Raw genomic sequence first — 24,987 nt, 5'->3', positions numbered from 1 at the left:
AGTCGCATATATGACGACGCATATTCAAGATCAAATCCTGGACCGACGCGAGATCACCTCAGCCCTCGTGCGTGCGCTGGAGCGTCGCCACGAGGTGCTGGACGCAGTGGTCGACAGCAAGGACCACCAGGAGGCACTGACCACCGTCGCGGAACTCCTCGGCACGTCGGAAGCAAATGCCGAAGCAGTTCTGAGCCTCAAGTTCAGCGCACTGACCAAGGCAGCGCGCGATCGCATCCAGGGCGAGCTGGAGAATCTCGACGCCACTCTCGAATGGACGACGCTCGATCGTCCCGCGAGCAGCGGGCAGAACTTCACCCTGCGTCCGTTCAGCGACAGCGCAGAAGACAAGGCACTGTTCACGATTCGCTCGGCCGAGCAGCTCGGCGAAGACGGCAAGCCGTGGAGCGAGGATCGGATCGAAGCCGAGCGCGTCGGCGGTCTCGGTCGGATCGACGACGAGAGCGCTGCCTGGTTCGTCGCCGAGGACGTCTCCGGTGACGGCCCGAAGAGCGTCGGCCTGGTATTCGGCGAACTCGACGGCCAAGAGGTGAACGTGGCGATCTGGATCGCGCCGGAATCTCGCAAGAAGGGCTACGGCACCGCCTGCGTGAAACATTCGCGGCGCGAACTCGCAGCTGAGTTCCCCGGCACCGTGTTGGTGGTTCGGGCGCCCGCGTAGGCGGCACGCCGCCTGTGAGTGGTTGAGGAGTCCCTGCACTCCTTAACCACTCACAGGGCCGGAGGCCCTACGCCCCGTACACCGGCGTCGGAATCTCCGCCTTCTCCAACAGCGTTGCCACGACGGGCCCGATCTCCTTCGGGTCCCAGCGATCTCCCTTGTCCTCGCTCGGGCCGTGACGCCAGCCCTCCGCGACGGTGATCTTTCCGCCCTCTACCTCGAACACCCGGCCCGTGACGTCCTTGGACTCGGCGCTACCGAGCCAGACGACCAGCGGCGAGATGTTCTCGGGAGCCATGGCGTCGAAGCCCTCTTCCGGAGCTGCCATCGCTTCTGCCATCGCCCCGCCCGCGCCGACAGTCATGCGTGTGCGCGCAGCAGGCGCGATCGCGTTGACACTGACTCCGTAATTCTTGAGCTCGGCGGCGGCCTGGATGGTCATCTCGGCGATGCCGGCCTTGGCCGCGGCGTAGTTGCCCTGGCCGATCGAACCCTGCAGTCCTGCACCCGAACTGGTGTTGATGATGCGTGCGTCGACGGTCTTGCCTGCCTTGGCCTCGGCGCGCCAGTAGGCAGCTGCGTGACGGAGCGGCGCGAAGTGCCCCTTGAGGTGCACGCGAATCACCGCGTCCCACTCGCCTTCGCTCATACCGACCAGCATGCGGTCCCGCAGGAAGCCTGCGTTGTTCACGAGTACGTCCAGGCCACCGAAGGTGTCGATCGCGGTCTTGATCAGATTCTCGGCGCCCGCCCAGTCGGCGACGTCGTCTCCGTTGACCACTGCTTGGCCACCGGCGGCGATGATCTCCGCGACAACCTGCTCGGCCGGACTCTCACCGGTCGCGGAACCGTCGGCACCCGCACCGATGTCGTTGACGACGACCTTGGCGCCCTCGGCAGCAAATGCCAATGCATGCGCACGTCCGATACCGCGGCCAGCCCCGGTGATGATGACTACGCGTCCGTCGACCAATCCACTCATATTTGTCTCCTAATGCACTCTGCTCGGGCTTGTCGGCTCCGCTTGTGTGCTAACTTACCAAGCAATCGCTTGGTTTGGTACACAGACGTAAGGAATCCCGATATGGGCATCAGCACCTCCTCCGACGGAACCGGCATCACCACGGTCACCATCGACTACGCGCCGGTCAATGCAATCCCGTCCAAGGGATGGTTCGAGCTTGCCGACGCCATCCTCGACGCGGGCAAGGATCTCAACACTCACGTGGTGATCCTGCGAGCCGAGGGACGCGGATTCAACGCCGGCGTCGACATCAAGGAGATGCAGGCCACCGAGGGATTCGACGCGCTGGTCGCCGCCAACCGCGGTTGCGCCGCGGCCTTCGCGGCCGTCTACGACTGTGCTGTACCCGTCGTCGTGGCCGTCAACGGATTCTGTGTCGGCGGCGGCATCGGACTCGTCGGCAACGCGGACGTGATCGTCGCTTCCGACGACGCGATCTTCTCCCTCCCCGAGGTCGACCGCGGCGCACTCGGCGCTGCCACACACCTCTCGAGGCTGGTGCCACAGCACATGATGCGCACGCTCTACTACACCGCACAGAGCGTCGACGCACACACACTCAAGCAGTTCGGCAGCGTCTACGACGTGGTCCCGCGCGAGAAGCTCGACGAGTGCGCTCGCGAGATCGCCGCGAAGATCGCCGCCAAGGACACCCGCATCATCCGGTGCGCCAAGGAAGCCATCAACGGCATCGACCCGGTGGACGTCAAGGGCAGCTACCGCCTCGAGCAGGGCTACACCTTCGAACTCAACCTCCTCGGCGTGTCCGACGAACACCGCGACGAGTTCGTCGCCACCGGCAAGCCGCGCGAGAACGCAACCCAGAAGGAAGGCTGAGACAAACATGGCTAGCAAGCGTGACAAGACGAAGTCGCTCGACGAGGTAGTCGGCGAACTCCGCAGCGGAATGACGATCGGCTTGGGCGGCTGGGGATCTCGCCGCAAGCCGATGGCCTTCGTGCGTGCGATTCTGCGTTCGGACGTCAAAGACCTGACCGTGGTCACCTACGGCGGACCGGATCTCGGACTGCTGTGCTCGGCCGGCAAGGTCAAGAAGGCATACTACGGTTTCGTGTCCCTCGACTCCGCGCCGTTCTACGACCCGTGGTTTGCCAAGGCACGCACCGCCGGTGAGATCGAAGTCCGCGAGATGGACGAGGGCATGGTCAAGTGTGGCCTCGAAGCAGCTGCCGCTCGCCTTCCCTTCCTCCCGATCCGCGCCGGCCTGGGTTCGGATGTCCGCAACTTCTGGGGCGACGAACTCAAGACCGTCACCTCCCCGTACCCCGAGGCCGACGGCCGCTCCGAGACCTTGATCGCGATGCCTGCGCTCAACCTCGATGCGTCGTTCGTTCACCTCAATCTCGGTGACAAGCACGGCAATGCCGCGTACAACGGCGTCGACCCGTACTTCGACGACCTGTACTGCATGGCGGCCGAAAAGCGTTACGTCTCCGTCGAACGCATCGTCGAGACCGAGGAACTGGTCAAATCCGTTCCACTGCAGAACCTTCTGCTCAACCGCATGATGGTCGACGCCGTCGTCGAGGCACCCAATGGTGCGCACTTCACGTTGGCCGGCGAAAGCTACGGCCGCGACGAGAAGTTCCAGCGTCACTACGCCGAGTCCGCCAAGACCCCCGAGTCGTGGCAGGCGTTCGTCGACACCTTCCTCTCCGGCAGCGAAGAGGACTACCAAGCCGCAGTAAAGAAGTTTGCCGATTCATCAAAGGCAGGGGAGCAGGCAAAATGAGCGAATCCACCGTCACCCGCGCAGAGTACGTTGTTCTCGCTTGCGCTGAAATCTTCTCCGGTGCAGGCGAAATCATGGCCAGCCCGATGTCGACGTCGTCCACCATCGGCGCTCGCCTGGCTCGACTCACCACCGAGCCCGACCTGCTGATCACCGATGGTGAAGCCCTCATTCTCGAGGACACTCCGGCCGTCGGAACGAAGGGCCCCGTCGAAGGATGGATGCCGTTCCGCAAGGTGTTCGACGTCGTCGCTTCCGGCCGCCGTCACGTAGTCATGGGCGCCAATCAGCTCGATCGCCACGGCAACCAGAACCTCTCCGCCTTCGGCCCGCTTCAGCAGCCGACGCGTCAGATGTTCGGTGTGCGCGGCGCCCCGGGTAACACCATCAACCACGCGACGAGCTACTTCGTCCCCAAGCACTCCAAGCGAGTGTTCGTCGACAAGGTCGACGTGGTGTGCGGTGTCGGCTACGACCAGATCGATCCCGAGAATCCGGCTTACAAGTACCTGAACATCCCCCGCGTCGTCACCAACCTCGGTGTCTTCGACTTCGGCGGACCAGGAAACACCTTCCGCGCGTTGAGCCTTCACCCCGGCGTCACCGCCGAAGAGGTAGCCGAGAACACCTCGTTCGAGGTTGCCGGACTCGCCGAGGCCGGTATCACCCGTGACCCCACCGCCGAAGAACTTCACCTCATCCGCGAAACCCTCGATCCGCGCAACCTCCGGGACCGTGAGGTCTCGGCATGACCCCCACCCTGAAGACCGCGCTGACCGAACTGGTCGGTGTCGAGTACCCGATCGTGCAGACGGGTATGGGCTGGGTTTCCGGTCCCGCTCTCACGTCGGCAACGGCTAACGCCGGTGGTCTCGGCATCCTGGCTTCGGCCACGATGACGTACGACGAGCTCGAGCACGCGATCAAGAAGACGAAGCAGCTCACGGACAAGCCGTTCGGCGTCAACATGCGTGCCGACGCCACTGACGCCCCGCAACGCGCGGATCTGCTGATCCGTGAAGGCGTCAAGGTCGCGTCGTTTGCGTTGGCTCCCAAGAAGGAACTGATCGCCAAGCTCAAGGACCACGGCATCGTCGTCGTGCCCTCGATCGGTGCCGCGAAGCACGCGGTCAAGGTTGCATCCTGGGGCGCGGACGCCGTCATCGTCCAGGGCGGCGAAGGTGGTGGCCATACCGGCGGTGTGGCCACGACATTGCTTCTCCCCTCGGTTCTCGACGCGGTCGATATTCCGGTCATCGCCGGTGGCGGATTCTTCGACGGCCGCGGGCTGGCTGCCGCACTGGCGTACGGCGCTGCCGGTGTCGCGATGGGAACGCGATTCCTTCTCACCAGCGACTCTTCGGTTCCCGATTCCGTCAAACAGGAGTATCTCAAGCGCGGACTGACGGATACGACTGTCTCCCGCAAGGTCGACGGCATGCCTCATCGTGTGCTCAACACCGACCTGGTCAACAGCCTCGAAGGTTCCAGCTATGCAACCGGTTTGATCGCCGCGGCCAAGAATGCCACGAAGTTCAAGGCCATGACGGGCATGAAGTGGTCGACCCTCGCCAAGGACGGTCTCGCGATGAAGCGGTCGGGTGACCGCACGCTGATGCAGATCATCATGGCAGCCAACACACCGATGTTGCTCAAGGCCGGACTGGTCGAGGGCAACACGGAAGCCGGTGTTCTTGCTTCGGGTCAGGTTGTCGGCATGATCAACGATCTGCCCAGCTGCAAGGAACTGATCGAAAGCATCATGGAAGGTGCCGCGGGGCGTATCGACGCGCTTGCGGCTCTTCGCTGACACAGCTCTATCCGAGTGCGTCTCCCCCACTGCGCTTTACGCGTAGTGGGGGGAGGCGCACTCTTTGCGTTTGTCGGACTATCCCGTCTTCTCCTGCTCGAACCCGTCGATCATTCCGAAATACTGCGAGATCGCTGCTGCCGCCATCTGTACGGGAGCGGCGTTCCTCTTGTCTATCGTGCCGCGAATCAAGGGCCCACAAATCGAGAGACCTACTGGCATGTGGTCGAGCACCCCGATTCGCGCGCCGATACAGCCCATCCCGGAATTGCAGATTCCGAACGCAACTGCGTGTTGGCGAACGTCATTGGCGTTGTGCGACGATGCCACCGATCTGTTGCCGGCGCTCAACAGTGACTTCCCGATGGTCGACGCTTGCGCTGGGATACGTGAGCCGACGCGAGTCTGAAGGTCGGGGACCATCAGGCTCCCGATCTTCTGGATGTAGCGCACATGGTTTCCTTCCAACACCCCGAGGTGCACGGCGTGTCCAGTCACGAAATGCAATTGCTGAAGTAGGGGCGTAACCACTCGATCCACTTTGTTTCGATACAGCGAGAGCGCGCCCAGATCTCCTAGCTTGTCGCCTATCTCGTACTCGAGTCCTTCGCGGCGTAGCCAGTTCATCCTCACGAGTTTCAGTAGCATCCGGTGCACGGACGATCGCGGAATCCCGGTTCGGCGCGCGACCTCCCCCAATGTCAGCCGAGGCGCGTCACGAAAGCAGTCCACCACCACCGACAGTCTGTCGAGAGTTGACATGGGGATGGACTCTTCGGTGATCGGTCCGACCAACATCGATGTCTCCGTTCCGGTGGCCCGCCGCTTCGGCAGCCAACATTCGTTCCGCCCATCTGAGCTTCCGTGGACACACGACGCCAGTACGTTTCCCACGCAGCGGGAGATGCATCTGCATGGGCTCTCACCAGCACCTATACCGATGATCGGTCATGTTCGTTGAGCCCGAATCCATCCCTCGTCACAGTGATGACCGGAGCCCATCAGATCATGCGGCGCCGAGCAGAACGCTTCAAAATCAGGAGGACACATGAATGCTTCATCCCCGTCGACAGGCGTGATCATCACCGGCGGCGCATCCGGAATCGGATTGGCCTCCGCCCGCGCGCTCGCGGCGATCCGACGACCAGTCGCTCTCTGGGATATCGACGAGGCAAAAGCGGTCGATCAGGCAGCAGTGATCTCCTCCGAATTCGGCATCGACGCCATCGGAGTGGGAATCGATCTCACGAGAGCGGACGACTACGCGGCCGCATTGGCCACAACCCGTTCCTCACTTCCCTCCATCGGCGGACTTGTTCACTCCGCCGGGGTCGTCGATATCGGATCCCTCGAAGGAGTGACGCTCGACGTGTGGGAGACGGGTATCAACACCCATCTACGTCCGCTCATCCTGTTGGTTCAACAGTTGATGCCTGATTTCACGGCCAATCCCGGTTCGGCAATAGTCGGAATCGCTTCGATCAACGCAACTTTGGGCAATGCAATCAACCCTGTCTACTCCGCTGCAAAGGGTGGGATGTTGTCGATGGTCCGATCGCTGGCGGACCGACTGGGCCCGGACGGCATTCGGATCAACTGCGTCTCTCCCGGACAGATTCTGACCCCTCTGCTTCAGCCGACCGTAGACGCATTGGGTGACGGGGCATTCGAACGACGCATCCTCCTCGGCAGGCTCGGTCGCCCGGAGGAAATCGCACACGCTGTCCGCTTCCTGCTGTCCGACGAAGCAAGTTACATCACCGCAACGGAATTGGTTGTCGACGGCGGCAACATCTCGTCGCAGCGTATGTGACTTGCCCAGAGATTTACCCCCCTTCGACTGTCGTACAACGTCGCTCGGTCCAGCCCACCGGGTGCACTCACGAAAGGAAGAACATGACAATTGCGGATGTCAATGAATCGGAAGAGGTTCGCATCATCGACCAGGGAGAACCTCCCACTCGATTTGCCCGCGGATGGCACTGCCTCGGCCTCGCCAAGGACTACAGCGACGGGAACCCGCATTCCGTCGAAGCTTTCGGTACCAAACTGGTCGTCTTCTCCGACTCGCATGGCGAACTGAAGATCCTCGACGCGTACTGCCGTCACATGGGCGGCGACCTGAGTCAGGGCACGGTCAAGGGCGATTCGATCGCGTGCCCCTTCCACGACTGGAGGTGGGGAGGCAACGGTAAGTGCACCGCGATTCCCTATGCTCGACGTGTCCCCCCGCTTGCCAAGACCCGCGCTTGGACTGCGCTCGAACAAGACGGGCTGCTCTTCGTCTGGCACGACCCCGAAGGCAATCCGCCTCCTGCCGAAGTCGCCATACCGATCATCAAGTCTGCGGAGCACGAGTGGACCGATTGGGTCTGGAAGTCGATAGTCATCGATACGAACTGCCGAGAAATCGTCGACAACGTCGTTGACATGGCGCACTTCTTCTACGTGCACTTCTCGTTCCCCACCTATTTCAAGAATGTCTTCGAAGGACACGTCGCCATCCAGGAGCAGAGCGGCATCAACCGCGACGACATCGTGACCTGGACCGACCCCGACGTACCGAAGTTGGTGTCGAATCTTTCGACAGCGGCCTACCACGGACCGTCGTTCATGATCGACGACTTGCGCTACGTCTACGAGAACTTCACGACCGATTCGGTGCTGATCAACTGCCACTACCCGGTGAGCCCGAACAAATTCGTACTCATGTACGGCATTACCGTCCAGAAGTCCGCAGAGATGCCCGCCGAGTTCGCCGATCAACTTGTCGACGCGATGATCGGATACATCGGTGTCGGGTTCGAGCAGGACATCGAGATCTGGAAGAACAAGACCCGCATCGACAATCCGCTGCTCTGCACCGAGGACGGTCCGGTATACCAACTGAGGCGGTGGTATGAACAGTTCTACGTGGACGTCGCCGACGTCACGCCCGAGATGGTCGACCGTTTCGAATTCGAGATGGACACAAGCAAACCCATCGAAGTGTGGAAGCAGGAAGTCGCTGACAACATCGCACGCAGGGCCGCCGCAGGAGTAGGGCAATGACCATGGAACCGCTGGACTGCGAGCGGTGCGGAACATACGTCCTCGTGGAGAAGAACAGCTGGCATCACACGTCGACCCAGTGGCGATCAGATTCGCGCACGGCATGTTTGGAGTACCGCGACGATGCTGAACCGCCGAGAATTCGATCCGGAAGTTGTTCCGCATTGAGAAATTCCATCAGCAGGGCCGCAATCGACGGGCGGATAACCGTTCCCGAATGACAATCTCCCTCGCGGCCTTGAAGGCTCACCTCATGGCGGCGGCCAACTGCTGAGACAACGTGCCTTTGTTCTCCACCTCGATGGTGTCGCAGCCCTGCCAACGCGCAGTTCTCCGAAGGAGTTCCGCCAACCGCGGCGCAGTGTCGGCGTCCGCGGTGGGTTCGGCCCACGCCGCGCGGACAAGCAGTCGACGGTTCTGACGGTCGTTCTTCAGATCAACTCGGGCGCAGATCTTGTCGTCGATCAACACCGGGAGCACGTAGTATCCGTGAACTCGCTTGTGCGCCGGAGTGTAGATCTCGATCCGGTAGTGAAAGTCGAAGAGCCGCAACGCTCGATCGCGTGCCCACACTACCGGGTCGAAGGGTGACAACAGCGCATCCGCACGGATGGACCTGGGACGCTTCGCTCGCGGATCGATCCACACCTCCCTTGCCTTGCCTCGACGCTCCCAGCCGTCGACGGACACCCGGCGCACGCTGCCGGCGTCTTCGAGTTCCTGCAAGGCCGTTCGTGCTTCTGCGCTGGGCAGACGAAAGTAGTCGGCGATGTCGTCGAGGGTGCCGAGACCGTGTGCCTTCACACCCCGCAGCACCAGTTCGCGTATCGCCTCCGACCGCTCGACGTGTGCGTCGAGTATCTCGGGTGCAAGCATCTGCTCGGCCAGGCCGTAACGACGCTCGAAACCGGCGCGCCCCGCCGAGACCACCTCGCCCCAACGGAACAGCGTCTCGAGCCCGACCTTCACGTCGGACCACCCCCACCACGGACCGCGCCGCGTGTTCGCCTCGTGTTCGATCTCGCTCGCCGCCATCGGACCGTTGTCGCGCAACTCCTGCCGCAACCAATCGAGGAAGACGCGCCGATCGGAAGCCCACCCGTCCTTGTCACTCAACGCTTTGGCGCGAAACTGGTCCATCCGCCAGCGGAACAACGGCCACATGTCCACCGGCAAGAACGTTGCTTCGTGACCCCAGTATTCGAGGTATCCCGAACCGGGGGTGAAGGCAAGCTGATCGAGTCTGGATTTGTCGTATGCGCCCAATCGCGCATAAACGGGTAGGTAGTGACTGCGTTCGAAGACATTGACCGAGTCGATCTGCAGCACCTGCAGCCGGTCCATCACGCCGACCAGATTGCGACGCGTCACCGTCGTGGGATGCGATTTGCCGAATCCCTGAGCGGCAAGCGCTATGCGACGGGCAGCTGCCAGTGACACGACTTCGCTCATAGTGGGCCAGACTACGCACACTCACCGACACGCTTCAGGCGGCCGAAGCCCGACGGCCGAACAGTACTGCCGACATGAACACCTGCAACATGGCCGCGTTCTCTGCGGCAGCGTCGAACTTCATCATGCGGCCGACATCCGGGACCAGGTTGAGCGCAGCGTGAACTACGAACTTCGCCTCTACTGCCGACAGCTCAGGACGAATCTCTCCGAGCACTCGCGCCCATTCGACCACGTAAAGCTTCTGGCGATTCTTCAGATCGCTTCGATGACTCGGCAGAAGGTTGTTCATCTCGGAGAAGTAGACCGACATCAATTCGTGCTGTGCAAACGACAACTCCACGTACATCGCCGACAGTGACCGGAGCACTTGTTCGTGCGAAGTCGCGGAGTCGAAGACCGCTGCCGTCGCCAAGTCCAAGCGATCTGCAGCTCGATAGAACACGGCGCCGAGAAGCTCTGCCTTGCTGGGAAAGTAGCGGTACATACCGGACGCGTTCAAGCCGGCGGCCGCGGCGATCTCTTCGATGCTGACGTCGTGATACCCGCGAGAGTCGAAGAGGCGCACGGCTTCCTGCAAGAGACGTTCACGTTTGTTCGTGGTCACGGTTCGAGGTAACGAGGACTGCTCCAAGCGGCTAGCGGTGATTGCACCCTCACCTTGATCTATCGCCAGACACGCGTCGAGCAGAACCTTCTCCATCGCTCGCTGGGGCAGCAACAGGTTATGGACGGTGATACTGCCGATGACGCTGAACATCGCTGCCACGACAAGGGTCTCGTCCCTCGCCGTCATCGCGGGTTCGGAGCGCGAAAGATACCGGGCTACTCGGCGATTGACCGTACTGGCTTGCGCTCGAACGGATTTCCGATCATCGGTGTCGAGAAACCGGCTCTCCCAACGATAGATTCCGGCCGTGCGCCGATTGCGGATCGTCGTTCGTATCACTGCAATCAGATCTTCGCGCAACCGCTGCGCATCGGTTGCCGCAGGCGCAACCGAAACGGCATCGAGGGCACTGGCGAGCGCTCCGGTCAACTCCAGTGCCGCGTGGCGGAACATCGCGTACTTGTTCGGAAAGTGCCGATAGAGCGCCGAACCCGAAATACCGACCGCCGACGCGATGTCGTCGACACTGACAGCAGGATATCCGCGCTCACTGAACGCGATTGCCGCTGCAGCCGCGATCTGCGCCTTGCGGTCCTTTGGTCGCCTCTTGACGGAGTCGGACCTCGGCTGCCGAACAATCCCATTCGACGTCTGCGCGTCGACGAACTGATCGTTCAGGCTCACCGTGTACCCCACTCTCCAGCCCTCACGCACAAAGCACTTCGATCCGCCTGCTCATCAGACGAGAATCAGCATAAGCATGATTCTGAAAACTCGTACACCGATTTCAGCACATCGCGCGTCTAGAGTTTCAGACATGCAGGTAACGCTGCCTTTGATCAGAACACACCACTCACCCTTCGCCACCTCCCCCGTTGCTTCCACCGAGAATCTTCGTTAACAAAACGTTGCCTGTGGCCACCAGCAGTGGGTAGGGTCACCGCTCGAAGCATCCAGCCCGCATCCACGAAGCAATCCGACTGACAGATTCGGAATATTCGTAAACATACACAGGATGTCGATATGAACAGTTCCGATATCTCCACGTCAATGAAGGAAACTCGGTCAACAGGGCTGACAGTTCGACGAGAATTTCGGTTCACATAATGCTTGCTTGGACACATATATGTGTGAGATGCTTCACAGGCAGTTCGCTCGACCGCCAGCGCTCGAACAGTTCGAACTCCGTGCCGAACACTGTTGATCTGCAAAGGAATTCAATTAGATGACGTACGAGCTGCCAGCCGCGAAGGGCCCGGTGCGAGACGTAGCGTTACAGGGGGGCTATCTGATCGGATTCTCGGTTCAGGCACTCTTCGGCCTGTTCACGGCAATCCTGCGCAGACGACTCTCATTGCACGAGACGGTTACTCAGACCCTGTTCATCGGTCGCGTCAGCACCGGCCCGTCGCTGCTTCTCATGATTCCGATCGGTGTATTCATCGCCGTCTCGGTCGGTGAACTGGCCGGCCGGATCGGAGCCGGTGGATATTCCGGAGCTGTCGTAGCTTTCATCATCGTCGGTCAGGCCGCGGCGCTGGTGTGCGCGTTGATGATGGCCGGTGTCGCAGGATCGGCGATCTGCACGGATTTGGGTTCACGAAAGATCCGGGAAGAGATCGACGCGATGGAAGTGATGGGCATCGACGTGATCGAGCGCCTCGTCGCACCGAGATTGGTTGCGGCAGTGATCGTCTCCCTTGCACTGTGTTCGATGGTCACCTTCGGCGGTGTGATCGCGTGCTACCTGTACCACATCTACGTCCAGCATCTTCCGGCCGGAACGTTCATGGCAACGTTCAGTCAGTACGGGCGATCTTCCGACTTCGTCATGGCTTTGGTGAAGGCTGCGGTCTTCGGCATCGCTTCGACTTTGGTCGCCACCTTCAAAGGTCTACATGCAAAAGGTGGCCCACGCGGCGTTGCCGACGCAGTCAACGAAGCCGTGGTCATCGCGTTCGCGCTCGTCTTCATCGTGAACACAGTGTTGTCCGCGCTCTACACCGTAATCGTCCCGGCAGTCGGTGAATTCTGATGTCGCTCGTCGATCTCCGTGTTCGAGCACGTCAAGCGAGCAGACCCCTGCGAACCGCGGGCGACGGCCTCGTCTCCCTCGGTCAGCACGTCACTTTCTACGTCCGCACTATCGCATCGATCCCCTTTGCGCTCACCAAGTACCGCAAGCATGTACTCGGTCAGATCAGCGAGGTCAGCTTCGGCACGAATTCCTTGTTGTCCGGCGGCGGCACCATCGGGATCGTCTTCGCGATGTCGCTGGCCGCGGCGATGATGTTGGGCGTCGAGACCCACCGGGGCCTCGAGCTTGTCGGGATGACCTCGCTCTCCGGCATGCTGTCCGCGGTTGCCAACACCCGTGAACTGGCCCCTGTTGTCGTCGCGATCGCGTTGGCCGCCAAGGTCGGAACGGGTTTCACCGCCCAGATCGGGGCCATGCGTATCTCCGACGAAATCGACGCGCTGGACTCGATGGCGATCCGATCGATCCCCTTCCTCGCGGGTACCCGGGTGATCGCTGCCATGATCTGTGTCATCCCGATCTACATGATCGGACTCCTGGCCAGTTACCTCTCGACCCGACTGGTCGTCGTGTTCTTCAACGGCGCATCGGCCGGTACTTACGACTACTTCTTCCATCTGGCGATCTCTCCGCAGGATCTCCTGTACTCGGGTCTCAAGGCCGTGGTGTTCGCCGCTGTTGTCGCGCTGGTTCACTGCGCGTACGGCTACTATGCCTCCGGTGGTCCGGCCGGCGTCGGGCAAGCGGCCGGGCGCGCGCTCCGGACTGCGATCCTCGCGATCGGAATCCTCGACGTACTGATGACTTTCGCGCTGTGGGGCCTCGTGCCCCAGATCCCGGGAATGGGGGTCTGAGCCGTGGACAGACTCACTACACGCACGAAGATCGTGTACGCCCTTCGCGGCGCGATCGCCATAGTCGTAGCCGTCGCCGCCGCCGTGACAATGGTTCTACGCGGTTCGGGAAATCTCGAGCAGAGCACCGACATCTTCGTCGCTGTTCCAGCCACAGCCGGTCTCATCAGCGGTGAAGCTCCGGTTCGGTACCACGGCGTCAACGTCGGCCGAATCGGCGAAATCGAATCAGGAACCGCCGAATCCGTTGTGCAGTTGCAGATTCAGACCGATGACGCGTCGAAGATTCCCGCTGACGTGGTGGCTCGCGTTGTTCCACGCACGTTCTTCGGCGACATCTACATGCAGCTCGTGGACAGTCCGAATGAGCAGGGCCAGACGACTCTGGCGGACGGAGACGAGATCCACATGGACGACGGTCCCGAAGCCGTTGCGCTCTACGACGTGTACACCAAGTTGGTGGGCGTCCTCACTGCGATGCAGCCCGAGAAGTTGCAGACAGCCCTGACTGCGCTGGGCCAGGCGCTCGACGGAAACGGAGCCGAGATCGGTACCACGATAGACAATCTCAGTGCCGCGTCCGGCGTACTGACACCCGCCGCACACCAATTCCTCGAATCGACACCCGAATTCAAGTCGGTCGTCGACGCGTTGGACCGTGCGACCCCCGACATTCTCGATACCTTGGCAGCCGCCACAACCGTCTCGAACGACATGGTCGCCAACAGAGCGAATCTCGAGTCCTCGATCGGCGCGGCCGCAGTCTTCGCCGCTACCGTCGACGATTTTGTCGGGGCGAACAACCGAAACATCATCACTGTGATCGATTCCGCCGGAAAGATACTCGCAACCACCGCGGCCAATCCCGGAGGACTGCGTTCCACCCTCGCCAATGCCAGTACGTTCGGCGCCGCGGGCGCTCGAGTCTTCGCCACCGGAAAGTTCGACATCACAGCAGTTGCCACGTTCGCCGAACCGCTCCCATACACGGGTGATGATTGCCCGCAGTACGGTGACTCGCGCGGAGCACAGTGTTCGGGCTCCAACCTGACGCCTGAACAACCCGTCAGTGCCCCGGTCGTGGGCGGCGTAGCCGAAGCGGCCCCCCTGCGGTACCTCGAAGATCAACTACTGGGCGGATCGCCGGAACCCTCGGATACCCCCAACCCGGCAACAACACTGATGTTGGGGCCGATGGTCAGAGGTAACGAGGTGACCGTCCCGTGAAGGTCCGTCCTGGCCAGGTAATTCGGTTGTCACTCTTCTGTCTCACCGGCGTCGCCTGCGCGTCGTTCGTGGCGAACACGTTGTCGGTCCCGGTTCGCGGAAGCACCGATTCGTACTCGTTCGAGTTCACCGACGTCGAAGGACTCAACCCGGGCAACCCGGTCACCATGTCGGGTGTGCGTATCGGCCGCGTGGACTCGGTTGCGTTCGCCGACAACGGAGGCGGGACGAGCAAGGCGATCGTCGACGTCGAAATCGAGTCGCGATATTCCCTCGAGTCGGATGTCCGTGCCGCCGTGCGCTACGGCGACATGCTCGGTGCTCGATATCTGGCACTGACGCAGGACGACAGCGCAACAACGGTATCCGCACGACAGCTCGAACCAGGTGACACGATACCGCTGGCGCAGACAACACCGCCGATCAACTTGACGGCCCTGATGAACGGGTTCAAACCGTTGTTCGCCGCGCTGCAGCCCGAGCAGGTCAACACGCTCACGCGAAGTTTTGTCGAAACCTTCAACGGCCAGGGCCAGGCAATGACCACCCTGCTCGACCAGATCGCGACCATGAGTTCCGGCCTGGTCGACCGTCAGGACGTCTTCGCGCAACTACTCACGAACATGAACACTCTTCTCACCTCCGTCGACGAGCGTCAACCCGAATTGGTCGGTCTGTTGGACGGTTTGAACGATCTGAGTACTTCCGTCGTCGGGCAGAACGATCAACTGGTCTCGCTCTTGGATCAGGGAAACCGCACTGTCTCGTCCTTGGCTCAGATCATGGCCGGGTCGAACGGTGCATTCGGTCAGACCGTGCAACAACTCGAAAGTGTCACCGGGAGTTGGATTGCGAGCACCGACGAGTTCAACAGACTTCTCGTCAACCTTCCCCAGTTCGCCGACGCCGCCAACCGGATCGGAAGTTACGGAAGTTTCATCAGCCTGTATCTGTGCAATTTCACTCTGAAGGCAGGCGACATGGAAGCCAACATCTTCGGTCCGACACACTCGCCGGTGTGCTCATGATGTTCCTGGTCAAGCTGATCGACGTGTTCGTCGGCATCATGCTCTTCCTGTTCAAAGGGGATCGCCGTCGCAGCGGTAGCGGCACCGCTCTCGCCCTGGGCAGTCTCGGAATCTTCGTTCTGGTGGTGGGACTCGGCGCCGCCTTGGGCATTCCGAAGCTCTGGTACAACGTACGCACGTCGGCATACACAGCCGAGTTAGCCAATGCCAGCGGGCTTTCCGACACCGATCCGGTTTACGTGGCCGGGGTTCCCGCGGGCCGAGTGGATTCGATCGACCTTGCCGGCGACCACGTCGTCGTCAACTTCCGCTTGGACAAGGACCAGCCTTTGGGAAACCAGAGCACGGCGACGGTCAGGCTCAAGACGGTCCTCGGCAAGCGCTACCTGGAGATCGTGCCGGCCGGAGTGGTCGACGACTCCGAGGCGCGGGTCATCCCGCTCTCCCGCACAACCGTGCCGTACAGCCTCGACGACGTCAGCAGTGATGCCACCACTGCGGCAACAGGCGTCGACCTACAGGCGATGGAGTCCATGATGAACACCCTTTCGCAGGTGATTCCCACTGATTCCGATCAGGTGGGCCGGGCTCTGGCCGGAATCAGCGGCGCCTCGGCGGCTTTCGCGCAGAACAGTGAACAGATCGACCAGATTCTCATCATGTCTCGTGAGCTGTCGGACATGGCTGCGGCACAAACCGATTCGATCGTCGGTACTGCGGCCAATGCTCAGACGATCGTTCGAACTCTTGCGATGCGCAAGGACGCACTGACTCAGCTGGTCGACAACCTGACAATCATCATCTCGAAGCTCTCCACCACTTTCGTCGATCGTCAGGACGAGTTCGGAGCCATGACCGACAACCTCGTCGCGGTCACCACCACGCTGAAGAACAACGCAGATCAGATCGACCTGCTGTTGACTCGTCTTCCTTCCGCGCTGCGTTCGGTCACCGATTCAACCGGCACCGGCAATTGGACCGACGTCAACGCGCCGGCGGCCGTGATCCCGGACAATCTGCTCTGCGCGCTCGGCATCATGGAGGGCTGCAAGTGAATACACGAAAAGCCGTCACGGCCATGCTGGTAGTGACCTTGGCGATCGCCCTGCCCGGTTGGTACATATTCGGACGAACAGATCAGTCCAAGACCGTCTACGCCGATTTCAGCTACGTCGGCGGAATCTACGAGGGAAGCAAGGTCACCGTCCTCGGAGTCGGCGTCGGGACGGTCACGTCGGTGGAACCTCGCGGAACTTCTGTTCGAGTAGCGATGTCGATGCCCGACTCCGTGGACCTGCCCGCCGACGCCTCGGCCTATGTCCTCAATCCATCGGTGATCAGCGATCGACACATCGAACTCGGCCCGGCGTACACCGGCGGAGAGACACTGAAAGACGGCGACCAGATTCCGATCGAACGTGCCCACTCCCCCATAGATTTCGACGGCTTGATGGGAAGCGTCAGCACTTTGGCCGACGCATTTGCCGGGGATGGGGGCAATCTCGGCGATCTCGTGAGCCGCGGCGCCGCCGGGTGGCAGGGCCAGGGCGATCAATTCAACACCGCAATTCGCAACCTCAGCACGGCAACCGGAGTTGTCGGCGCTCGGTCGGAAGACATCGGTGCCCTTGTCGACAATCTCAACACTTTGATGAATGCTCTGGACGCACGGCAGGTCAGCCTCGACGAACTTGTCGGCGACCTCGGCGTCCTGGGTGATCAATGGGCGAGCCAGAACATGGACATCTCACAGCCTCTGCAGGATCTGCAGGTGGTCTTCGACCAGTTGAACAGTTTCATGACAACTCACGGCGATGATGTCGGTGCCATAGCCGACAACGTGCGAGTTCTCGGTGACACTCTGGCTGCCAAAGAACCCGGCCTCGCCGAGTTCATGGACCTGGTGCCGTTGATGATGCAGAACCTCTCCCAGACAATCGGTCCTGATCAGCGCGGGCGCATTCGGCTCAACGTCTCGACTGCATTGACTCAGTTCGCGGTGGCGAAACCGCTGTGCGACACCTACAAGTTGCCGATCTGCACCGGAGCCGGGTTCACGAATCCGATTTCCTTCCCCCTCAGCACTTCTGATCCGCTCGGCATCGCCTCCGCGATTTCCGGCGGAGCCGTCCCCGGAGGTGGCAATTGACGCGACAATCAGTTCGAATAATCGCCGGTATCGCGATCATCGGTGTGGGTTCTGCGGCCGTGTTCGCCTTCGGCGGCTGTAGCGCAGGCATTCAAGACCTACCCCTCGGTCGTTCGGCCGACGGTGACGCGTACAACGTGGCGCTGCAGCTGGCCGGCGCCGACGGCCTGGTGTTGGGAGCAGACGTCCGCAGCGGCCAGAAAGTCATCGGTCGAGTATCCGCGCTGTCAGCCGATGTCGTCGGAGCCGATGTGACTCTGAGTCTGGACGCCGCGACGCCATTGCCCGACAACGTCGAAGCTTCCGTCGAACTCCCGTCCGCACTTGGCAATCCGTTCATCAGACTCTTGGTGCCGGAAGTTCCGTCCGGCTCCACGCTCAGCGACGGAGACACAATTCCGGAGTCTCGCACCGAGATCGGTCCGCAGGTCGAAAGTGCGCTTGCCACCCTCGGCACGGTTCTGACCGGAAGCGGCATCGACCAACTCGATACCGTGGTGCGCGAGCTGAACACCGCGTTTTCCGGGCGCTCCGGTGAAGTTCGTTCTCTGACCGAGACCCTCACCTCGCTCATGGCAGAGGCAAGCAGTCACCGCAGCGAGTTCGACGAGGCCGTCGACCTCGCTGCCCGGGTCTCCTCCCAACTGGCCGGCCAACGCGTAGTTGTCGACAACTACCTCGATTCCGTTCCACAGGTGGTGTCGATTCTCGTGGGACAGAAGGATCAGATTGCGAGCCTGTTGAACTCGACCGTTCAGCTCGCCACCAACGCAAACACCATTCTCGACTCGTCTCCCAACGGCCTCGACGCGATGCTGCACGATGCGTCGACCGTTGTCGGGACTCTGGATTCGTTCAACTCGGAGATCGGCCAGACGCTGACGAACATGAACGGGTTGCTCGAAAACTTCACCGGTGCAGTGCAGGGTGACTACCTCGTTTTCGACGGCGCCCTGGATATTCCGGGAACGATCGACAAGCTCTGGAGCGGCGGTATGGCCGGTCAATCGATCGCACCAGCGGGAACTCTCACCGATCTACTTCAGGGAGGTCCGCGTTGAGTCGCCTTGCGCTTGTTCAACTTGTCCTGTTCGCTCTGATCGCTGCTGTGGTCATCCCTTTCGGGATCGTCTACGTGGTCGGCCCTCAGGGTTTCGGGGGTCAAATCCGGCTGCACGCCAACATGTCCGACGCCTTCGGACTGACCAAGGGCACGGTCGTCACGTATCGCGGCGTACAGGTGGGGAAAGTGAGTGAAGTCGAACTCGACGCAGGCACCCGCACGGCTCGGGTGGAACTCTCACTCAACGACAACACCGAGATACCTACCGACAGCGTCGCCAAGGTGACGATGGGGACCGCAGCCGGAATTCAGAATGTCGACATCTACCCCAACACAGACCACGGCCCGTATCTTAGGGACGGCGACGAGATCGCCATGCCCGCGGATCAGCAACCGGTCCAGATGAGCCAGTTGATGCTTCAGGCGTCCGGTGTCTTGGAAGGGATTGATCCACAAGCGATCAGCGACATCGGGACCGAGCTGGGGAATTCGTTCAACGGGCTCGGCCCGAGCTTGGCGACGATGATCGACAACGGTGGGACCATGTCGGCGCAGTTGAACGACCAGTCGGCCGAACTCGCTGCGCTGCTGTCGCGAACCTCCACGTTGGTGGACTCCATGGCGACACAATCGGATTCGTTCGTCCGGGGAATGGCAGCTGCCAAGAACTTCACCGAACAACTCGAATCCAATGCGCCGGTGCTGATCTACCTCACCGATCATTCGCCCGCCGCCCTGAACAGCGCTCAACAGTTGTTCGACAAGTACCACAACACTTTCGGAGCGGTCCTGGCCAATCTCGTCACTGTCGCACCGATCATCTCCGACCGCACAGAGGCCCTGGAAACCGGACTTGTCACGATTCCTGAAGGTCTCGCCAAACTGGCATCCATCGTCAAAGGCGATCGCGCCGACTTTGCCTTGGTTGCGACCCAGGGGCCGGTCTGCAACTACGACACCCCTCGGCGTGAGGTCGGCGATCTGTCTCCCACCAGTCCGAGTCTGGCGATGTACTGTCCCCCCGCCGACGACCTCGTCCAACGCGGAGCACAGAATGCTCCGCGTCCGAACGACCTCGGTTTGCAGAACTCGACCGTCCCGGGCACTCCGATCGGACCGCCCGTCGTCGCAGATCCGATTCTCGTCCCGACCGGAGTCGACGCCCTGAACTACTGGAGATTGATGTTGGAAGGACTGGGAAATGGCACACGGTGACAACGCACTACTCGACGAGACAGAAGCCGAGGTGGCCGAACATCCGACTTCTCCGTCGCTACTTCACCGCCTGAAGGAGCCACGCAACGCATTGATCTCACTAATGGCGGTAGCGCTGGTCGCAGCATTGGCGGTGCTCGGATTCCAGATGTACTCGGCGAATCAGGAAGACACGCTGCGGCAGGAGGCTTTGGACACCGCACGGGATTACTCAACCATCATGTCCTCCTTCGATTATCAGAACCTCGATGTCAACAAGGACACCATCGCCTCGATGTCGACCGACGAGTTTGCCGGCACCTACCGAACGATGGTGGATTCCCTGAGGGAAGTCGTTGCCGGGGGCCAAGGCCAGGCGAGCGCGACGGCGACAGACGTCGGCATCGGATCACTGGACGATTCGTCGGCCAAGGTGCTCGTGTTCGTCGACCAACAAGCCAAGAATGTCGCAGCGCCAGAGGGAAACACACAGAAGTACCGCATGGTCGTGTCCCTGGTCCGCTCGGGCGACCGGTGGCTCGTGAGCAACGTCGAGACCAAGTAACTCACCACACGCGGAGGAAGATCCATGCCCACTCACTACCTGGATTCGGAAAAGTCCGAGTCGTCGCTTCGCACCGATCAGACACGCATCACCATCACGGCCGAGCGTAGACGGTGGGCACGTAAGCCCGCACACATCACCGACGCACTCGATTTCTGGTCGTTCGCCGGAGCCGCTGCCAACGTCATCCTGCAACTCGGTTGGCCCGAGGTGGCGTACGGCGTCATGGAGAGCAAGGTCGAATCGGGTGCTCTGACAGCGCATCCGTGGAAGCGTGCACGAACCACGACGCAGTACCTGACGGTCGCGATCCTGGGTGACGAGGAAGAGCGAAAGGCTTACCGCGAGGCCGTGAACTCGGTACACCGACATGTGAAGTCGGATTCAAACAGCCCGGTCAAGTACAACGCCTTCAATCGCGAACTCCAATTATGGGTTGCTGCATGCCTGTTCATCGGTTTCGAAGACAGTCATCAGTTGCTGCACGGCAAGATGTCCGAAGAACAGGCGGAGTCGTTCTACAAGTCCGCGTCAACTTTGGGAACGACGCTGCAGGTCACCGAAGAGATGTGGCCGGCCACACGTGCCGACTTCGAGCGCTACTGGAACCTCGGTTGCGAACGCGTCGTCATCGACGAACGCACCAAGCAGTACCTGATCGACTTGGTCAACCTACAGATGATCGCGTGGCCGATACGCCTGGTGTTCCGAAACTTGTTGCGGTTCCTGACGGTCGGATTCCTTCCACCGATCTACCGCGACCAACTCGATCTCGAGTGGACCGAAGACGACCGCCGCCGGTTCGAACACCTCTTCATTTTCGTGTCGTTCGTCAACAGGTTCATCCCACGCTCCGTTCGTCAGGCCGGCAACACCATTCAGATGCGCGACATTCGCCGCCGGATCAAGGCGAGCAAGAATCTCGTCTGAGCCAGCGGCGCGTTATTCGTTGTCAATTCTGCTGCCCTACAGGTAAATCGGGCCGGTCGGTCGACAACAGATCACGGCTGGACATGGGTTCCAGCACGACTGGAAACCGGGTCGAAAAGCCGACAAACCGGGCTGATCGAGTGTCACATTCGCCGCATATCGACGCCGTCGAGGCACGTTTCAGGTGACTTACATCACATTTTATCTCGTTTATGTAACGCCGGGAGAGGTGGCATATCGCCATGCGACCTGGGAAAACACTCTTTGATGCATTTCTGTTGCACAAACATGTGTCGACACGCCGACCCGTGACCAATCCGTAATCATCTCTTATGGTTGGTGACAGCCCGATCAACCGGGCATTACCGAATCGCCACCGCCCGTCCCACCCCGCGGTTCGGACTCGACAACATTCCTAGTGGTGGGAGCGGAGCTGAGACGGTCACCGTCCTCCGTCGGCGGGACTCGAGAGGATTTACCGAAAATGACCAAGACCACCGTTACCCGTGCACTTGCCTCTGTCGCCGCAGCCGGAGCCCTCGCGGCCGGAGCCCTCGGACTGAGCGCAGGCACCGCATCCGCAGCCACCCACGACTGGTCGGGTGTCGCAGAATGCGAATCTTCGGGCAACTGGGCCGCGAACACCGGAAACGGCTACTACGGCGGACTCCAGTTCAGCCAGAGCACGTGGGAGGCCTACGGCGGAGCGGGCAGCGCCGCCAACGCCAGCCAGGCAGAACAGGTCCGCGTTGCTGAAAACGTCCTTGCCGGTCAGGGCGCCGGCGCGTGGCCGGTGTGCGGACAGTACCTCCGCTGACCCCAGTTCGAGTAGTGCGTCACTGCCCGGTGTTCGTCGAGAATTCGACGAACACCGGGCAGTATTGTATACCGATACCTATTTCCCACCACCACTACTGTTGAAAGATGTTACAGCGGTGCGTGATCCGTCGGGATGCCGCGGAGCGAGCGAGGTATATCGACTCGCCTTCCGATCCCCCATCATCCCTCGAAGAGCCATCCACAATTTTTGGGCCGTCCTTGCCAACCGGTTGTGAGAACTGACCGGCGCAGCCGTAGAAGCGTACGGGATGGGGTCCTTACGCACGTAGTGCTCCATAACCCCAGCGTAGCCGTGTTTCGATGCCGAAATGTTCGTTTTCAATCGCTACCTCGCATCCCTCACGGCGACCGAACAAATCGATCCGGCGCACTCGATGGCCCATCCTTGACCAGGCGTGCAAACCGGTCGGGTAAATCGCGTGGCCCGAACACTTCTCGACCACTGTGTGACAAGAGGCGGTCAACGCTCCACCACTCGGAGTGCTCGACCAGCTCGGCGGCCAGCGCTTCGCGCCCCAACGACCCACAGGGCTCGAATACGGTCGCCACCGGCACGAGGAAGTAGTCGTTGATCGCACCGCCCCAACCCGGCAATATCGCCGGGTCACGGATCTCCTCATGCCACACATGGGTGGCTGCGCCGTAGTCGCGCAAGCCGATCTCCTCGTCCAATTCGCGCGCGAGCGCCTCGGACGGGGTTTCGTCTCCTTCCAAGCTTCCGCCCGGAGGGCACCAGACCGTCAGCCCGCCCCCGGGCGCGATGAATCGGTAAAGCAGAAGACGGGACTGGTCGTCAACGACCAACCCCCTGGCCGAATGCCTCAGACGCATGAGTGCCACTGTAAACCCGGCTCGCGCCCTGGAACGGTGGATGTGCAGTGCTCACATCAGTATTCAATCACCGTCACGCTCCACGCTCGTAAGTCGTGAGCCTAGGGCAAATCCCAACTCAACCAGCCCTGGTCGACACTCGGAATCCAACCGCCGCATGGCTGTCCGTGCTCCAACGCAAAAACGACGTCCTCCAATAGCGCGGCGACGGAGGGCCAGGTTGTCCCTTGGTCGGCGCTGTCTCCGAGGAATTCGCGTACACATCCGCTTGCTTGACCGGTCCGCGTATCGACGAACAAGAGATCGCCCCGAATGTTGGCAGCTATGGGAATGTATGCCGCCAAGAAGGTGTCAGCCACCGTTCCCGCTGGCTGATCAGGCAAAGCGATGCCACCGGCGGCTGTTGTCGTCTCTCCCCACTCTGTCGTCATCGATTCCCACACAGACGCGACACGATCCAAAGGCAACGGTTGAAACTCCGGAAATATCAGGGCCGAGTGCCCTCCGTCGGGGTTTCCGTTCTGCAAACCGAACCACGTCCGTAGCTCGGCCGGCCACGTCCTGCCCGTAAATGTTTCCACGGATTTCAGGACGTCCACTGGCGCGGGCGGGTCGATAGCGGCAGCCGTTACCGGGGCTTCCCGCTGACACCAACCGTTGAGTCTGCGCCAGTGCTCTTCAACGCTCATGAATGCACGCTATCCCGGCCTCACGGATCCATGACATCTGACGGCCGCGTTCGATCTCGCAGCGGGATTTCTGTCGATAGATTCGAACCATGACTCTTACCGACGCATGGCTCGCCTTCATGGAGGTACTCCGCGACCGTGCACCGGTCACCGCCGCTGCGGTACGTCCGCCTCGGACTCGGTCCGATCGGGAAACCGCCGAACGCGTCACTAATCCATGGCCGGAGGACCTACGCGAGTTCTTCGCCCTGCATGACGGCCAACCCTTCCGCTCCGACGACAACCAGTTCGTCGGCGAAGCCCTACCAGGAGTGGAACTGCTTTCACTCGACCATGTGGTTTCCACGCACAGACGTTGCCGTGAACAATTGCATCCTATCGACTACCTCGGACCCGACTGGCCCATCACCGTTCGAGCACAACACGCAGGTGAAACTGCAGAGATGTTCCTCCCTACCTACATTCCGTTCGCCGAGGACGGAGCCGGTGATTTTCTCTATGTCGATACCCGAGGTGGCCTACACCACGGCTGCATCCGCTATTTCGCCGCCGAAGCCGCCGACGAAGGCGGCTCCCTTTTCGGCTCTCTGGCCGACTACGTGGATTCGGTTCGTCGAAGTATCGAGTCAGGATCCGAGCACTCGTACTTGATGCCGACAGTCACTGACGGCGTGCTGGTCTGGGACGTCGACTTTTCGGATCAGCCGATCCCACATCCCCAGCCGAGCCCGATACCGCTGCACCTGCCGTTTCCGCTGAAGGACTTTCAGCCTTCGCTGGTCAATTCAGATGACGACCTCATCGACCTCGACGCCGTCCGCAAATCTGTCCTCGACACTGCGCAGTCCCTCCACCCCGGTTCGCATGTGCAGGGCGGCGAGGCGATATTTCCGCAGGTCCCGCGCCAGCGCGGGGTGACCGTGAACTCCTACGTCCAGATAGACGGAGTGCCCAGATTTTACCTGACGATCGTCACGGGAGTCGAGAACAACGTCATCGTCTACGAAATGCCTCCAGGAGGATTCGAATTCATAGTCGACGACTGACTTCTCTTGGTAAGTAAGGAGATTCCATGTCAGCGAGACTTTGCTGAGTTGACCTAAATGATCGGCACTTGTCCCCCGTTGTTGCGCCCATTTGATCCAGGCGCGCCGTTCCGGGTCGTCAGGGGACGCCTAAAGTACGGCGAGCGACGCA

General features: G+C 61.0%; 24 protein-coding genes and 1 pseudogene. 19 read left to right on the top strand and 6 right to left on the bottom strand.

Annotated elements, in window-relative coordinates; all coding sequences use genetic code 11:
- Positions 1-10 precede the first annotated feature (10 nt).
- The gene (locus AC1Q6C_RS24135) at positions 11-682 is read left to right on the top strand and encodes a GNAT family N-acetyltransferase (protein ID WP_003945460.1); all 672 of its coding nucleotides are present in this window, start codon (positions 11-13) and stop codon (positions 680-682) included.
- A 67-nt stretch (positions 683-749) separates the two neighbouring features.
- Here AC1Q6C_RS24135 and AC1Q6C_RS24130 read toward each other — a convergent pair whose 3' ends face one another.
- On the bottom strand, positions 750-1,664 hold the full coding sequence (locus AC1Q6C_RS24130) for an SDR family oxidoreductase (protein WP_003945561.1): 915 nt from the start codon (positions 1,662-1,664) through the stop codon (positions 750-752).
- Positions 1,665-1,766: 102 nt separating this feature from the next.
- Here AC1Q6C_RS24130 and echA20 point away from each other — a divergent pair, with 102 nt between their 5' ends.
- The 4 genes from echA20 to AC1Q6C_RS24110 are packed head-to-tail and all read left to right on the top strand — an operon-like array spanning position 1,767 to position 5,269.
- Entirely contained in the window at positions 1,767-2,543 is a 777-nt protein-coding gene (gene echA20 / locus AC1Q6C_RS24125; protein ID WP_003945611.1) for a (7aS)-7a-methyl-1,5-dioxo-2,3,5,6,7,7a-hexahydro-1H-indene-carboxyl-CoA hydrolase, read from the top strand.
- Positions 2,544-2,550: 7 nt separating this feature from the next.
- On the top strand, positions 2,551-3,459 hold the full coding sequence (gene ipdA, locus AC1Q6C_RS24120; protein WP_042449482.1) for a cholesterol ring-cleaving hydrolase subunit IpdA: 909 nt from the start codon (positions 2,551-2,553) through the stop codon (positions 3,457-3,459).
- Positions 3,456-4,211, top strand: a complete 756-nt coding sequence (locus AC1Q6C_RS24115) for a CoA-transferase subunit beta (RefSeq protein WP_003945796.1) — start codon at positions 3,456-3,458, stop codon at positions 4,209-4,211. Before ipdA ends, AC1Q6C_RS24115 begins: the two co-directional genes overlap by 4 nt.
- Positions 4,208-5,269, top strand: a complete 1,062-nt coding sequence (locus AC1Q6C_RS24110) for an NAD(P)H-dependent flavin oxidoreductase (protein WP_007734249.1) — start codon at positions 4,208-4,210, stop codon at positions 5,267-5,269. The genes AC1Q6C_RS24115 and AC1Q6C_RS24110 overlap by 4 nt, the downstream gene beginning before the upstream one ends.
- A gap of 78 nt (positions 5,270-5,347) precedes the next feature.
- Here the strand turns inward: AC1Q6C_RS24110 and AC1Q6C_RS24105 are convergent, their stop codons facing one another.
- Complete coding sequence (locus AC1Q6C_RS24105; protein WP_042449480.1) at positions 5,348-6,067, bottom strand: IclR family transcriptional regulator; 720 nt, start codon at positions 6,065-6,067, stop codon at positions 5,348-5,350.
- A gap of 250 nt (positions 6,068-6,317) precedes the next feature.
- Here AC1Q6C_RS24105 and AC1Q6C_RS24100 point away from each other — a divergent pair, with 250 nt between their 5' ends.
- Both AC1Q6C_RS24100 and AC1Q6C_RS24095 read left to right on the top strand, forming a co-directional pair.
- Positions 6,318-7,082 carry an SDR family NAD(P)-dependent oxidoreductase gene (locus AC1Q6C_RS24100; RefSeq protein WP_007734247.1) on the top strand — a complete coding sequence of 255 codons (765 nt, stop codon included), beginning with the start codon at positions 6,318-6,320 and terminating at the stop codon, positions 7,080-7,082.
- An 83-nt stretch (positions 7,083-7,165) separates the two neighbouring features.
- The gene (locus AC1Q6C_RS24095; protein ID WP_042449476.1) at positions 7,166-8,320 is read left to right on the top strand and encodes a 3-ketosteroid-9-alpha-monooxygenase, oxygenase component; all 1,155 of its coding nucleotides are present in this window, start codon (positions 7,166-7,168) and stop codon (positions 8,318-8,320) included.
- A 246-nt stretch (positions 8,321-8,566) separates the two neighbouring features.
- On the opposite strand, the gene AC1Q6C_RS24090 is transcribed toward AC1Q6C_RS24095, so the two are convergent.
- Both AC1Q6C_RS24090 and AC1Q6C_RS24085 read right to left on the bottom strand, forming a co-directional pair.
- A complete protein-coding gene (locus tag AC1Q6C_RS24090) occupies positions 8,567-9,772 on the bottom strand; it encodes a winged helix-turn-helix domain-containing protein (protein ID WP_042449474.1) in 1,206 nt (401 codons plus the stop codon).
- Positions 9,773-9,806: 34 nt separating this feature from the next.
- The gene (locus AC1Q6C_RS24085) at positions 9,807-11,066 is read right to left on the bottom strand and encodes a TetR/AcrR family transcriptional regulator (RefSeq protein ID WP_007734242.1); all 1,260 of its coding nucleotides are present in this window, start codon (positions 11,064-11,066) and stop codon (positions 9,807-9,809) included.
- Between the two features lie 541 nt (positions 11,067-11,607).
- Between AC1Q6C_RS24085 and AC1Q6C_RS24080 the strand changes: the two genes are divergently transcribed.
- The 11 genes and pseudogenes from AC1Q6C_RS24080 to AC1Q6C_RS24030 form a co-directional block, all read left to right on the top strand.
- Positions 11,608-12,417 carry an MlaE family ABC transporter permease gene (locus tag AC1Q6C_RS24080; protein ID WP_003945485.1) on the top strand — a complete coding sequence of 270 codons (810 nt, stop codon included), beginning with the start codon at positions 11,608-11,610 and terminating at the stop codon, positions 12,415-12,417.
- Positions 12,417-13,274, top strand: coding sequence for an MlaE family ABC transporter permease (locus tag AC1Q6C_RS24075; RefSeq protein ID WP_003945491.1), 858 nt, complete (start codon positions 12,417-12,419; stop codon positions 13,272-13,274). The genes AC1Q6C_RS24080 and AC1Q6C_RS24075 overlap by 1 nt, the downstream gene beginning before the upstream one ends.
- 3 nt (positions 13,275-13,277) lie before the next feature.
- Entirely contained in the window at positions 13,278-14,501 is a 1,224-nt protein-coding gene (locus AC1Q6C_RS24070; RefSeq protein WP_007734237.1) for an MCE family protein, read from the top strand.
- Positions 14,498-15,529 (top strand): MCE family protein, encoded by a 1,032-nt coding sequence (locus AC1Q6C_RS24065; RefSeq protein WP_042449469.1) that lies wholly within the window; start codon positions 14,498-14,500, stop codon positions 15,527-15,529. Before AC1Q6C_RS24070 ends, AC1Q6C_RS24065 begins: the two co-directional genes overlap by 4 nt.
- On the top strand, positions 15,529-16,584 hold the full coding sequence (locus AC1Q6C_RS24060; protein WP_007734231.1) for an MCE family protein: 1,056 nt from the start codon (positions 15,529-15,531) through the stop codon (positions 16,582-16,584). Before AC1Q6C_RS24065 ends, AC1Q6C_RS24060 begins: the two co-directional genes overlap by 1 nt.
- Entirely contained in the window at positions 16,581-17,678 is a 1,098-nt protein-coding gene (locus AC1Q6C_RS24055; protein ID WP_003945762.1) for an MCE family protein, read from the top strand. Before AC1Q6C_RS24060 ends, AC1Q6C_RS24055 begins: the two co-directional genes overlap by 4 nt.
- Positions 17,675-18,739, top strand: a complete 1,065-nt coding sequence (locus AC1Q6C_RS24050; RefSeq protein WP_042920457.1) for an MCE family protein — start codon at positions 17,675-17,677, stop codon at positions 18,737-18,739. The genes AC1Q6C_RS24055 and AC1Q6C_RS24050 overlap by 4 nt, the downstream gene beginning before the upstream one ends.
- Positions 18,736-19,956 (top strand): MlaD family protein, encoded by a 1,221-nt coding sequence (locus tag AC1Q6C_RS24045; protein WP_047269602.1) that lies wholly within the window; start codon positions 18,736-18,738, stop codon positions 19,954-19,956. Before AC1Q6C_RS24050 ends, AC1Q6C_RS24045 begins: the two co-directional genes overlap by 4 nt.
- The gene (locus tag AC1Q6C_RS24040) at positions 19,943-20,500 is read left to right on the top strand and encodes a hypothetical protein (RefSeq protein ID WP_047269603.1); all 558 of its coding nucleotides are present in this window, start codon (positions 19,943-19,945) and stop codon (positions 20,498-20,500) included. Before AC1Q6C_RS24045 ends, AC1Q6C_RS24040 begins: the two co-directional genes overlap by 14 nt.
- A gap of 24 nt (positions 20,501-20,524) precedes the next feature.
- Positions 20,525-21,430: an oxygenase MpaB family protein gene (locus AC1Q6C_RS24035; protein ID WP_003945519.1), complete on the top strand. Its 906-nt coding sequence runs from the start codon at positions 20,525-20,527 to the stop codon at positions 21,428-21,430.
- Positions 21,431-21,914: 484 nt separating this feature from the next.
- A pseudogene (locus AC1Q6C_RS24030) lies at positions 21,915-22,241 on the top strand (transglycosylase family protein); the annotation flags it as partial.
- A 368-nt stretch (positions 22,242-22,609) separates the two neighbouring features.
- Here the strand turns inward: AC1Q6C_RS24030 and AC1Q6C_RS24025 are convergent.
- Together AC1Q6C_RS24025 and AC1Q6C_RS24020 are read right to left on the bottom strand one after the other, a co-directional pair.
- Positions 22,610-23,101 (bottom strand): NUDIX domain-containing protein, encoded by a 492-nt coding sequence (locus AC1Q6C_RS24025; RefSeq protein ID WP_230359504.1) that lies wholly within the window; start codon positions 23,099-23,101, stop codon positions 22,610-22,612.
- 101 nt (positions 23,102-23,202) lie between these two features.
- Positions 23,203-23,790: an SMI1/KNR4 family protein gene (locus tag AC1Q6C_RS24020; protein WP_154100282.1), complete on the bottom strand. Its 588-nt coding sequence runs from the start codon at positions 23,788-23,790 to the stop codon at positions 23,203-23,205.
- A gap of 89 nt (positions 23,791-23,879) precedes the next feature.
- On the opposite strand from AC1Q6C_RS24020, the gene AC1Q6C_RS24015 reads away from it, so the two are divergent.
- A complete protein-coding gene (locus AC1Q6C_RS24015; protein WP_058227638.1) occupies positions 23,880-24,836 on the top strand; it encodes an SMI1/KNR4 family protein in 957 nt (318 codons plus the stop codon).
- The last annotated feature ends 151 nt before the right edge of the window (positions 24,837-24,987 follow it).

The sequence above is a fragment of the Rhodococcus sp. MT28 genome, assembly GCF_058792695.1.
Note: the sequence above shows the minus strand (reverse complement) of the source record. Positions and strands in the feature narration are given on the sequence as shown.